General features: G+C 72.3%; 9 protein-coding genes. 3 read left to right on the top strand and 6 right to left on the bottom strand.

The window, feature by feature from the left end; all coding sequences use genetic code 11:
• Nucleotides 1-106: 106 nt before the first annotated feature.
• The 5 genes from H9641_RS03000 to H9641_RS02980 all read right to left on the bottom strand — a co-directional run bounded on the left by H9641_RS03000 (nucleotide 107) and on the right by H9641_RS02980 (nucleotide 6,100).
• Nucleotides 107-673 (bottom strand): TetR/AcrR family transcriptional regulator, encoded by a 567-nt coding sequence (locus tag H9641_RS03000; protein ID WP_191800886.1) that lies wholly within the window; start codon nucleotides 671-673, stop codon nucleotides 107-109.
• A complete protein-coding gene (locus H9641_RS02995) occupies nucleotides 670-1,311 on the bottom strand; it encodes a sugar O-acetyltransferase (RefSeq protein WP_225219874.1) in 642 nt (213 codons plus the stop codon). The genes H9641_RS03000 and H9641_RS02995 overlap by 4 nt, the downstream gene beginning before the upstream one ends.
• Before the next feature lie 35 nt (nucleotides 1,312-1,346).
• The gene (locus tag H9641_RS02990) at nucleotides 1,347-1,931 is read right to left on the bottom strand and encodes an NUDIX hydrolase (RefSeq protein ID WP_191800884.1); all 585 of its coding nucleotides are present in this window, start codon (nucleotides 1,929-1,931) and stop codon (nucleotides 1,347-1,349) included.
• A gap of 90 nt (nucleotides 1,932-2,021) precedes the next feature.
• A complete protein-coding gene (locus H9641_RS02985) occupies nucleotides 2,022-4,622 on the bottom strand; it encodes a glycosyl hydrolase family 18 protein (protein WP_191800882.1) in 2,601 nt (866 codons plus the stop codon).
• Between the two features lie 233 nt (nucleotides 4,623-4,855).
• The gene (locus H9641_RS02980) at nucleotides 4,856-6,100 is read right to left on the bottom strand and encodes an amidohydrolase (RefSeq protein WP_318244352.1); all 1,245 of its coding nucleotides are present in this window, start codon (nucleotides 6,098-6,100) and stop codon (nucleotides 4,856-4,858) included.
• 159 nt (nucleotides 6,101-6,259) lie between these two features.
• Between H9641_RS02980 and H9641_RS02975 the strand changes: the two genes are divergently transcribed.
• On the top strand, nucleotides 6,260-6,886 hold the full coding sequence (locus H9641_RS02975) for a uridine kinase family protein (protein ID WP_191800879.1): 627 nt from the start codon (nucleotides 6,260-6,262) through the stop codon (nucleotides 6,884-6,886).
• A gap of 200 nt (nucleotides 6,887-7,086) precedes the next feature.
• Here the strand turns inward: H9641_RS02975 and H9641_RS02970 are convergent, their stop codons facing one another.
• Nucleotides 7,087-8,622, bottom strand: a complete 1,536-nt coding sequence (locus H9641_RS02970; protein ID WP_225219873.1) for an MFS transporter — start codon at nucleotides 8,620-8,622, stop codon at nucleotides 7,087-7,089.
• 416 nt (nucleotides 8,623-9,038) lie between these two features.
• Here H9641_RS02970 and H9641_RS02965 point away from each other — a divergent pair, with 416 nt between their 5' ends.
• Nucleotides 9,039-10,226: an aminotransferase class I/II-fold pyridoxal phosphate-dependent enzyme gene (locus H9641_RS02965; RefSeq protein ID WP_191800877.1), complete on the top strand. Its 1,188-nt coding sequence runs from the start codon at nucleotides 9,039-9,041 to the stop codon at nucleotides 10,224-10,226.
• 122 nt (nucleotides 10,227-10,348) lie between these two features.
• Nucleotides 10,349-11,560 (top strand): glycosyltransferase, encoded by a 1,212-nt coding sequence (locus H9641_RS02960; protein WP_191800875.1) that lies wholly within the window; start codon nucleotides 10,349-10,351, stop codon nucleotides 11,558-11,560.
• The last annotated feature ends 167 nt before the right edge of the window (nucleotides 11,561-11,727 follow it).

Genomic DNA, 11,727 nt, shown 5'->3' with positions numbered 1-11,727 from the left:
CGCTGGCTGCCGAGCATGCGGTTGGCGCTCGTTCTGCGCCGCAGACCGGCCACCACCGCATGCTCGGCGGACGACAACCGCATGCTCGGCACCGGCGGAGGTGCGCTCAGCCCAGCTGGCGCCGCACCGCGCGGCGCACGCGCCCGGGGTCGAGCGGGCGGGCGGGCGGGCGACCGTCGGGCCCGGTCGAGAGGGCCGCGTGCAGCACGAGGCCTTCGATGAGCGCGTCGACGTCGGGCGCGACCTCCGGGTCGACGTGCCGGCGCAGGGCGGCGCTGCTCGCAGCCATCCAGCGCTGCGTGACCGTGCGGAAGGCCGGCTTGCGGGCCGCGAGGACGTAGAGCTCGAGCGCGACGAGCAGGTCGCGCTGGTAGTCCCCCGACTCGGCGCACACGAGCGCGACGATCGCCTCGACCGGGTCGCCGCCGTCGGGCACCTCGGCCATGGCCGCCTCGAAGCGCGCCGCGGCCTGGACCGCGTGCCGTTCGAACGCGAGCCGCAGCACCTCGTCGAGGTTCTCGAAGTGGTACGTCATGGACCCGAGCGGCACGTCGGCCGCCGCTGCGACCACGCGGTGCGTGGTGCCCGCGACCCCGTGCTCGGCGATGACGTCGAGGGCCGCGTCGACGATCCGGTCCTTGCGGTCGGGGTCGACGCGGCGCGGCGAGGTCACGCGGGCTCGCCTCCGGCAGCTGCGCCGTCCGTGCCCTCGGGACCCTGAGCGTCCTCGGCACCGATGTGGCGCAGGACCCGCGCGGGGTTGCCCACGGCCACGACGTTCGCAGGCAGGTCGCGGGTCACGACAGAACCTGCCCCCACCACGGTGTTCTCGCCGATCGTGACCCCTGGGCACACGGTCACGCCGCCGCCGAGCCACACGTTGTCGCCGATCGTGATGGGCTGCGCGGCCTCCCACTTGTCGCGGCGGGGGCCGGGCTCGACGGGGTGCGTGGGGGTGAGGAGCTGGACGTTGGGGCCGATCAGCACGTCGTCACCGATCGTGACGGGTGCGACGTCGAGGCACACGAGGTTGAAGTTGACGAACACGCGTGCGCCGATCGTGGTCCGGTAGCCCAGGTCGCAGCGGAACGGGGGGCGGATCTCGCTGCCCTCGCCGAACGCGCCGAGCAGCTCGGTCAGCAGCTCGCGGCGGGTCGCGCCGTCGTTCGGGTCGAGGGTGTTGACGCGGTGGCTGAGCGACATGGCGCGCTCGGAGTCGGCGGCGATCTGCGGGTCGTCGGCGAGGTAGAGGTCGCCGGCGAGCATGCGCTCGCGCATGGGGCGCTGGTCGGAGGGGTCGGGAAAGGTCATGTGTACAAGCGTACACATGAGCGCAGCGCGCCTCGTCAGGCAGAGGCCCGACGGCGGTGCGTCATCTCCTCGAGGACCGTGCGGAGCCGCACGGGGAAGTCCTCGGGGGTGTCGGGCGGGAGCCGGTCCACGCGGAACCACGCGACGGCCTCGCTCTCGTCGCTCACGACGGGCAGCGCCTCGAGGTCCGCGAACGCGACGTAGCCCACGTCCCAGTGGACCAGGCACGTGCCGAAGCGCGAGGACAGCGCGTGCCGGTGCAGGTCCACGGGGGCGCCGTCGGGCTCGAAGGGCTCGAGCGTCTCGATGCCGCTCTCCTCGCGCGCCTCACGGAACGCCCCCGCCGCGAGGCTCCGGTCCCCCGGCTCGACGTGCCCGCCGACCTGGACCCAGAACTGGCCCTTGCGGTGGAAGCACAGCAGCACGTGCAGCAGGTCCGGGGTCAGCACGAAGCAGCTCCCGGTCAGGTGCTCGGGGCCGCCGCGGAAGATCACGTCGCCCCGGCCCTCCTCGACGAACGCGACGTACTCCTGGCGCAGCGCGGCCTGGGCAGGACTGAGCGGCGCCCAGGCACGGATCGAGTCGAGGGCTGAGGCGGCGAGGTCTTCGGCGGAGGTCACCCGGGAAGCCTACGACCGCCCGGACGTGGCGCGAGGTAGAGGGCCAGAGCCCTCTACCTCGGCGCCGACGTCAGGGGCGCACTTGTCAGGTCAGCAGGCCCCCTCGTCCTTCCACGGACCCCAGTCGCTGACCACGGGGGCGTTGCCCTGCGTCCAGTACCGGGCAGACCACCTGTGGCCCGCGTGCGTGACCTGCGCACCACCGTTGTAGGCCGTCCCGGCGAGCCACGCGGCCGCCGTGCACCCGGCACCACCGGTGCTCCCGCCCGGGGTGCCGCCGGGAGTCCCGCCCGTCGTCCCACCGGAGACCACGGGGTTCACGACCTTGACTCCGCGCGGGTGGTCGTAGGTCGTGGCGTACGTGGTGGCCCCGATCGTCACGCGCACGTTCGAGATCTGCGCCATGGGCAGGCGCCACGACAGCTTCGTGGACGCCGAGCCACCCGCCGGGATGCCCCCCGACGGGACCTTGAGCGTCGCCGAGTGCAGGTCCCCCTTGAGCCCGCCCACGTTGTTGCCCGTGTGGCCCGCGACCGTCGTGATGCCCCAGCCGTTCTGCTCGCCGATCGTCGCGGACGTGGTCGTCGCGAAGTCGAACGAGATCGTGGCCCCGGCCGGGATCGCGACCGAGGACCTGTTGGCGAACGTCACCCGGGGGTTGATCGGGTAGTTGTTGTCGCCGAGCGCGAACTCCGAGAACGAGACCCCGAGGTCGATCGCCTCGGCGGGCGTCGCGGTCTTGGACTTGGCCGCGCCGTAGGGAGCCGCGGTCGAGAACGTCGAGTGCATGCGCGTCACGAGGCTGTCGCCCATGCCGTACTCGCCGCTCGCCGCGTCCAGGTCGTAGTCGCCCGCCAGCTCCCAGATCATCAGGCCGCCGTAGCCGCCCGCGACCACGTAGTCGGCCTTGGCCTGGATCGCCTGGTCGGAGTCGCCCGAGATGAACGACTTCGTCTGCGCGTTCCACCACCACTCGGTCTTGGTGACCGGGTCGAAGTTGTGCTGGTAGGTCCCCGTCAGCGGACCCGTCGGGGCGCCGTACGCCGAGGCGTACGAGCCCACCTTGCCGTTCTGCAGGTTGAGCATGTGCCAGATCGGGTTGCCGCCCGCAGGGATCTTGGCCCCGGCCTTGTCGACGTCGTACCAGATGTTGTCGATCCCGCCCGCACCGTTGCCACAATTGGACGTGCCACCCAGCGAGGGCCCGGTGCCCGGCGGGCACTTGGTCTGGTCGGGCAGCGCCGCCTTGCCCCACAGGCCGTTGGTCCCGCCCTGCACGTTGGTCCAGCCTCGCGTGTAGAACGGGACGCCGATGTTGATGCGCCCGGCCTGCACGGCTCCCCGGAAGTAGTGCGCAGCCCAGTCGGCGTTGAGGTACCCGATCCCGTCGTAGGCCCCGTACACCCCGGCCGCCGCGAGCTCGCCGTCCTTGCCGTCGTCGAACAGGGCGCCGTTGCCGCCCACGAAGTCGTTCCACGTCCCGTGCAGGTCGTACGACATCACGTTGACGTAGTCGAGGTACGGCATGATCTGGAAGACCTCCATACCGCGCAGCAGCCACCCCGAGGCGGGGGCTGCGATGGTCAGCATGTAGTACTCGCCGTCCTGCGCCGCGGCCTTGTCGAGCGCCTCGCGCGTGGTCTTCATGAGCTGCTCGTAGTTCTTCCAGAGCTGCCCGCGCTTGGCGTCGGCGATCGCGAAGTCGTCGGGGTTCCCGGCCTTGACGTTCGAGGTCGGGTACTCGTAGTCGATGTCGATCCCGTCGAACCCGTAGGTCCGCACCATCGCGACGGCCGAGGCCGCGAACGCGTCGTACTCGGCCTGCGTGTCCAGGGCGTAGAAGCCGCCCGAGGCGACCCGGTTGCCGTCGGCCCCGAAGTAGCCGCCCGTCTCGGCCCAGCCGCCGACCGACACGAGCGTCCGCACGCCGGGGTGCTGCTTCTTGAACTTGGTGAGCTGGTTGAAGTGGCCCTTGTAGGGAACCGTCGGGTCGAGCGCGTTCTCGGCCCCCGCGAACGTCAGGCCGGTCGCCTCGCTCGTCGCCGACTCGGCGTTGACCGAGATCTTCGAGTCCGGGCCGACGTGCGCGAACGCGTAGTTGATGTGCGAGAGCTTGGTCCAGGGGATGTCGCTCGCGAGGTACGCGGGGGTGCCGTTCGCCCCCGTGCGCCACGACGTGAAGTACCCGATCACGCGGCGATCGAGCCCGTTGGGGAGCTTCTCGCGACCGGCCTCGTCGTACACGTCGCAGTAGGGGACGTCGACGGTCTTGTTGACGGCGAGCCCGTCGGGACGGCACTTCTCCTGCGGGTTCGTCGAGATGGGCGTGCCGGGGTCGCCACCGGTCGGGTCGCCCGTGGGGTCCGTCCCCGTCGGGTCGGTGCCGGTCGGGTCCGTCCCCGTCGGGTCCGTCCCCGTCGGGTCGCCCGTCCCGCACGGCCCGACGACCTTCCACGCGCCCCACTGCTGCGTCCCGGGAACCTCGCCCTGGGTCCACCACGACGCCTTGTAGTTCGAGCTGGCGTACGACGCGGTCGCACCGCCCGTGTACGCCGACGACGCCACCCAGGCGGGCGCGCACGCCTCGGCCGCGAGCGCCACGGGTACCTGCACCGTCAGGGGTACTGCGACGACTGCCGTGGCGGCGGCTGCTGCGAGCCATCGCCTCACGGACCGTCTGCTTCGTTGCATGATCGACCCTCCCCAGCACGGCTGCGGCACCGTTGCCGCAGCATCGTGTGGGGCCACGCTAGGGCGGGTGCTCGAGGGTCCACATCAGGGTCTGCCACACGATCGCTACGTACGTGGTCCCCCGCACGAACGGTGGCCGGGCCCCCGAACGGCCGCCCCGGAGAGGCGGCCGGGCCGCCGTCTGGAGTCGCGACGGCGGCCCACCTGCGGGTCGACGTCGCGCAGGAGCGGTGCTATCCCGCGGGCAACCAGGTGCGGGCGGCGGTGACCAGCGCGGTCACGCCGATCCCGAGGGTCGGGTCGATGACCGGGGCGTAGTGGGGCGAGTGGTTGGAGGGCACCTTGAGGAGTGCGGGGTCGTTCATGTCCCCGGTCGTGAAGAGCGAGGGGTCGGTGCCGCCCAGGAGCCAGTAGGACAGCTTGGCGCCCGAGCTCGTCGCGAGGATGCCGACGTCCTCGCTGCCCGCACCGGCCCCGGGGTCCATGATCTTGTCCGGGCCGAGCCAGGCAGCGAACGCGTCGAGCGTCTTCGCGAGGGCGTCCGCGTCGTTCACGACGACGGGGAAGCGCTCGATCTCGGTGATCGTCGGCTCCTCGGGCGCCCCGGACGTCGCCGCCTCCCCGCGGACGATCCGCTCGACGCTGTCGAGGATGTGCTGGCGCGTGGCCTCGTCGTAGCTGCGGATGTTGAGCTGGAGCTCGGCCTCGCCGGGGATGACGTTCGCGGCGCTCCCGGCGTGCACGGACCCGACGGTCAGGACCGCGATCGAGGTGCTCGGGATCTCGCGCGAGATGATCGTCTGCAGGCGCAGGACGGTCGACGCGGCGATCACGACCGGGTCGACCGAGGACTGCGGCATCGACCCGTGCGCGCCCTTGCCGACGATGCGGATGCGCAGCGAGTCCGAGCCCGCGTACGACGCGCCGGCGTGCCCGGCGATCTTCCCGGCGGGCAGGGGGGCGACGTGCTGCCCGAGCACGACGTCGGGCTTCGGGAACCTGTCGAAGAGGCCGTCGTCGACCAGTGCCTGCGCCCCGGCGCCGAGCTCCTCGGCGGGCTGGAACACGAGCACGAGCGTCCCGGACCAGCTCGTCTTGTCGTTCGCGAGGACCTCGGCCGCCCCGAGCAGGCACGTGGTGTGCAGGTCGTGGCCGCACGCGTGGTCGACGGGGACGGTCTTGCCGTTCGCGTCGGTCGCGGTCGCGGTGCTCGCGTAGTCGAGACCGGTGTCCTCCTTGACGGGCAGCGCGTCCATGTCCGCCCGGAGCAGCGCGGTGGGGCCCGTGCCGTTCTCGAGGAGGCCCACGACGCCGGTCCGGCCGATGCCCGTGGTGACCTCGTACCCGAGCGCACGGAGGCGTTCGGCCACGATCCCGGACGTGCGATGCTCCTGGAACCCGAGCTCCGGATGACGGTGGAGGTCCTTGTAGAGGTCGACGAGCGCCGGGTCGATCGGGACGTTCTCCTGAGCAGCCACGAGCATCTCCTGTCGCGAGGGTGTCCTCCACGGTCACACGCTCGCTGCCGGGCAGCCACCGGGACAGGTCCGCCGCACGCGCGCAGTGAAGGGGGTTCCTCACACGGCCCGACGGCGCCACGCGTCCGGGTGCGCCCCGGAGGCTGGGAGAATGGTCGGGTGACGAACGGCCTCTTCGACCTGCCCGAGGGCACGCGTGTCCCACCCCGACGGATCGTCCTGCTGACGGGCCCGTCCGGCTCGGGGAAGACGTCGTTGACCCGTCGCCTGGGCCTGCCGGTCGTCGCGCTCGACGACTTCTACCGCGACGTCGACCACCCGGACATGCCCCACCGGTTCGGCATCGTCGACTGGGACTCGCCCGGGAGCTGGGACGGTGCCGGTGCCCTCGAGGCGCTGCTCTCGCTCGTCACGACGGGTCACTCGGACGTCCCGGTCTACGACATCCCGACCTCGCGCCGGACGGGCACGACCCACCTCGACGTCACGGGGTCACGGATCGTCATCGCGGAGGGGATCTTCGCTGCCGAGCTGGTCGACGCCTGCCGGGCCGAGGGCATCCTCGCGGACGCGATCTGCCTGCGCCGGCCGCGGCTCATGACGTTCTGGTTCCGGCTCCTCCGGGACCTCGGTGAGTCGCGCAAGCCGCCGCTCACGCTGCTGCGCCGCGGCTGGGGGCTGCTGCGCGACGAGCCGCGGCTCGTCCAGGGCTGGGTCGACAAGGGCTGCCGGACCGCGTCTCCCGGGCAGGCCGAGAAGGACGTCCGCGCGCTGCTCGCGGGCTGACCGGCTGCACCGGGCCCAGGGCTCCGCGACCGCCCGAGGCGCGCGCCGCCGTCGGGCACGGGACGACCCGCGCGACGCGCCGCCGAGGCGCGTGACACCGGCAGACGCCGGAGACCCGAGAGGCCGCTCGACGACGCGCGGGGCGTCGTCGAGCGGCCTGGACGTGCTCCGGAACCGCGTCCCCGGCTCCGGGGACGCGCTCAGCCCAGGTGCACCGCGACCTGGTCGCCCTGCGGCAGCAGCTGTTCCTTGGGGCCGCGGATCAGCACCGCGGCGATGACGGCACCCACGACCATCGTGACGGCCGTCGCGACGAAGGCCGCCGAGTACCCGTCGACGAACGCGGCGAGCTGCGACGCCTCGTCGGTCACGACGGCTCCCGCGACGACGCTCGCGTAGATCGTCGTGAAGACCGAGAGGCCGATCGAGCCGCCGATCTGCATCGAGGCGTTGACGGTCGCGCTCGCGGCGCCCGCGTCGTGGGGCTCGACCCCCGAGAGGGCGACGTTCTGGAGCGGCACGAGGACCATGGCCATGCCCACGCCCAGCACGACGAGTGCGGGCAGGACCTCGGTCGCGTACGACCCGCCGACCGTGATGCGGCTCAGGTAGAGCAGCGCGACGGCCGCGACCAGGGGCCCGCCGATCATCAGCGGACGGGGACCGAACCGCGGGAGGAACTTGGTGATCGCCGGGGCCAGGAGGAGCGTCATGATCGTCATGGGGAGCGTGCCCAGGCCCGCGTGCAGCGGCGAGAGGCCCAGGACGATCTGCAGGTGGAGCGCCAGGTACAGCAGCGCACCGATCATCAGCGCACCGAAGATGGCCTGCACCAGGAACGCGCCGGCACGGACCTTGTTCGTCAGCACGCGCAGCGGGAGGAGCGGCTGCGCGACACGGGACTCGATCCACACGAACAGCGCGATGAGCACGACGCCTGCCGCCAGGCACGCGATGGTCTCGGGCGCGACCCAGCTGTGCTCGGCGAGCGTGAATCCGTAGACGAGCGACCCGAGCCCGAGGACCACCACGACGGTGCCCAGCACGTCGTACTTGTTGTCGCCCTCGGCCTTGCTCTCCCCGATCAGGAGCGCACCCGCGACGAGCGCGACCACGACGACCGGGACGTTGACCCACAGGCACCAGCGCCAGTCCGCGAACTCGGTGAGCGCGCCACCGAGGACCAGGCCGACCGCTGCACCGACGCCCGCGACCGAGCCGAAGACGGCGAACGCCGTGTTGCGGTCCTTGCCGCGAGGGAACGAGACCGTGAGGAGCGCGAGCGCCGCGGGGGCGAGGAGCGCCGCGAAGACGCCCTGGAGACCTCGCATCGCGATGAGCTCGGTGCCGTTGCGCGCGAGGCCCGCGAGCAGCGACGCGACGCCGAAGCCGACCATCCCGAGCAGGTAGGTGCGCTTGCGCCCCCAGTAGTCGGCGATGCGTCCACCGAGCAGCAGGAGGGCGCCGAACGCGAGCGCGTAGGCCGTGACGACCCACTGCCTCTGCGTGTCCGTGAGGCCGAGCTCGAGCTGGGCCTGCGGGAGGGCGATGTTCACGATCGTCCCGTCGAGCACGACGAGCAGCTGCGTGAGCGCGAGGATGATGAGGATCCACCAGCGGCGGGGCCCGGACGCGCCGGGGGCATCGTGCTCTGCCGAGGCCGAACCATGGGGCTCGGCCGAGGGAGGGACCACCTGAGCCGAGGGCGCAGTGGTGGAGGGAGGAGAAGCGGGCATGACCGACCTTCGGGGACGCAACGGGGGGATCGTGGGGTTTCCAGCCCGGATCGAGACGCGTCGCGAGATGTCGCAGACCGTTCGACCGCCCCAACTACGAAGTCGGACAGACGAACTATCTTATCGTGTCGGGGCGTCATGTCAGGGTGTGAGTTCCCCCACGAGGACCCGACGACGGCGTCCGCGCGACCGGCTTCCCGCCTGGGCGCGGTCCCCGCGAGGTGACCTGCCTGACGAGAGCGGGCGGCGCCGTCGGGCCTGCCTTTCCCCCCGGCCGGTCCGCGGGCCCAGCCTGAGCACCCGGTGCTAGCGTGGAATCGCCTGTTCCACGTGGCCTCCGGCCACCCTGTCGCCAGCCGACCACCGCCCCGGCGACCCACCTCCCGGCACTTCCGTCGCCCGAGCGAGGAGCTCCCATGGCCGACGAGACGATCTCCCGACGCGCGGCGGACCTCGCGCGGTCCACCCCGTTCGACCACCTGCTCGGGTTCTTCGCGCACGTCTACCCCGAGCGGCGCGCACGGCCCGGGGTCCTCGACCTCACGTTCGGCAACCCGCACGACCCGGCCCCGGCCGGGTACGTCGACGCGCTGCGCGCGAGCGCCGTCCCGCGCGACGAGCACTGGTTCGGCTACAAGGTCAGCGAGCCCGAGGCCCGCGCGGCGGCGGCCGCGGCACTGCGAGGCGTCGTGGGCGTCCCGTTCGAGCCCGACGACGTCCACCTCACGACGGGAGGCTTCACCGCCCTCGCGCTCGCGCTCAAGCTCGTCACCGACCCGGGCGACGAGGTCGTCTACAGCGTCCCGCCGTGGTTCGCGTACGAGGTGATCGTGCGCGAGGCCGGGCTGACCCCCGTGAAGGTCCCGATCCTGCCCGAGACCTTCGACCTGGACCTCGACGCGATCGCGGGCGCGATCACGTCCCGGACCCGGGTCGTCCTGGTCAACACGCCCAACAACCCGACCGGGCGGGTCTACCCCGTCGAGCAGCTGCGGCGCCTCGCGGCGCTGCTCGACGAGGCCTCCCACCGGAACGGGCGCCGCATCTTCGTGGTCTCCGACGAGCCGTACCACCGCATCGTCTATGACGGCACGCCGTTCCACAGCCCCACCGAGGTGTACCCGTGGTCGCTGCTTGCCTACAGCTACGGCAAGACGCTGCTCGCGCCCGGCCAGCGCATCGGGTACCTCGCGGTCCCACCGACCCTGCCCCGCCGGGAGGACCTGCGGCCCGCGATCGAGGCGCTCCAGATCGCGATCGGGTACGCGTTCCCCAACGCGGTGCTGCAGCACGCGCTGCCCCTGCTCGAGCAGATCCCGTTCGACGTCGCGCTCTACGAGCGCAAGCGGGACCTCATGGTCGCCGGCCTGCGCGAGATCGGCTACGACGTCCACAGCCCCGAGGGCACGTTCTACCTCTTCCCCCGCTCGCCCGTGCCCGACGACCGGGCGTTCGAGGCCCTGCTCGCCGAGCACGACGTCCTGGTCCTGGGCGGCAAGTACTTCGAGACGCCCGGCCGCTTCCGCATCTCGCTCACCGCGAGCCTGAGTACGCTCGAGGCCAGCCTCCCGCGGTTCGCGGCGGCGTACGCGGCAGTCCGCTGAGGGCGCGGCGACGCGCGGACGCCTCGTCGAGGCCGGACCTGGCCGCACACGTCATGCCGATGTCACAGGATCGCCACGCGTCGGACATCGAGGTGCCCGATCCTGGCGACGGAGGTGACGCCATGTCAGCAGGTGACGGACTGCGGGTCCAGTCGATCTACGAGGGCTTCTTCAGCGGCGGGGCACGAGTGCTGCACAGCGCGGTCATCACCGGGTTGCACGGCGGGGGCCGACAGGCGCACTCGGTCCTGAGCATCCACCACGAGGTCCTGCGCGAGGGGCTGCTCCAACCCATGACCGAGGACCCGCGGTACCAGGCGCTCCGCGCCGCGGGGATCCAGGTCGCCTCGCTGGGTCGGCACCCGGAGTCCGGGGACGCCCCCACCTCGCGGGGATTCACCGAGGCGGAGCTGGCCACGGCAGCAGCACTCGCTTCGCGGTCCGACGTCGTCCTGTCGCTCAAGGAGCAGCCCCTGCGGCTCGTCAACCAGGACGGGTTCCCGGAACGCCCGGTGATCGCGTGCCTGCACCGGTCGGACCCGGAGCACCAGGGTCCGGCGCTCGACGACCTGCTCGCGACGGTCGCCGGCGGCCGCCTGGCCGGCGCCGTCTGCTGCGCGGAGTCGACCCGGGACGCCTACCGCGCCGCCGGGGTGCCTGCGTCGCTCCTCCACGTGATCCCGAACGGCGTGGACCTGGCGCGGTTCCGCCCGCTGGCCCCGCGCCGTCGCGCAGCCCGACGCGGGATGCTCGGCGTCCCGCCCGACGCGACGGTCGTCGCGTTCGCGGCGCGCTACGACGAGATGAAGGACGTGGGCCTGTTCGTCCGCTCTGCCCGGGCGTTCCTCGCACGAAACCCGTCGGGGCACGTGCTGATGTGCGGCGCGGGGATGAGCCCGACGAACCCGGCGCTGAGGGAGGACCTGCGGGCCTCGTTCGCGGATCGCCCGGACCTGCTCGTACGGGTCCATCTCCTGGGCGTTCGCCGCGACATGGAGTCGGTGTACGGCGTGGCCGACGTCATCGCGCTCACCTCGTCGTTCGGCGAGGCGGCACCGCTGTGCCTCATCGAGGGGGCCATGAGCGGGGCCGTCCCCGTCACGACCGACGTGGGCGACGCCGCGTCGATCGTCGACGGGATCGGTTTCGTGACCCCCAGGGACCCGGCCGCGGTCTGCGCGGCGTGGGAGGAGGCGGCCCGACGACGGGACGAGCTGAGCCTCGCGCTCCTGCGCAGCCGTCCGCGGTTCAGCCACACCCGGATGATCGCGGCGTACTCGACCGTGATCGAACGTCTCCACCGGGGGCAGCGGGTCCCGCTCGGGGTGCGCTGACACATGTGACGAGGAGCCGGCAGGCAGGACGGTCGACACGGCGCTCGGGACACGGCCACCGGGAATCGTGCACATCCGTGGAGGTGTGCCGCGGAACGAGCCCGATGGCGTCGCTCGCCTCGCCGGGGCCCGGCGAGGCGGGGCTCGTGGGGGGGGGGGGGGGGGGG

The organism is Oerskovia merdavium (assembly GCF_014836755.1).
GTDB lineage: Bacteria > Actinomycetota > Actinomycetes > Actinomycetales > Cellulomonadaceae > Oerskovia > Oerskovia merdavium.
The sequence above is the reverse complement of the archived record's forward strand: the minus strand, read 5'-3'. Positions and strand labels throughout refer to the sequence as shown.

What these genes read in the sequence shown, in the direction of transcription:
- H9641_RS02995 (WP_225219874.1), bottom strand. Translation starts at nt 1,311, where the DNA reads ATGACCTTTCCCGACCCCTCCGACCAGCGCCCCATGCGCGAGCGCATG.
- H9641_RS02970 (WP_225219873.1), bottom strand. Translation starts at nt 8,622, where the DNA reads ATGCCCGCTTCTCCTCCCTCCACCACTGCGCCCTCGGCTCAGGTGGTC.
- H9641_RS02985 (WP_191800882.1), bottom strand. Translation starts at nt 4,622, where the DNA reads ATGCAACGAAGCAGACGGTCCGTGAGGCGATGGCTCGCAGCAGCCGCC.
- H9641_RS02965 (WP_191800877.1), top strand. Translation starts at nt 9,039, where the DNA reads ATGGCCGACGAGACGATCTCCCGACGCGCGGCGGACCTCGCGCGGTCC.
- H9641_RS02960 (WP_191800875.1), top strand. Translation starts at nt 10,349, where the DNA reads ATGTCAGCAGGTGACGGACTGCGGGTCCAGTCGATCTACGAGGGCTTC.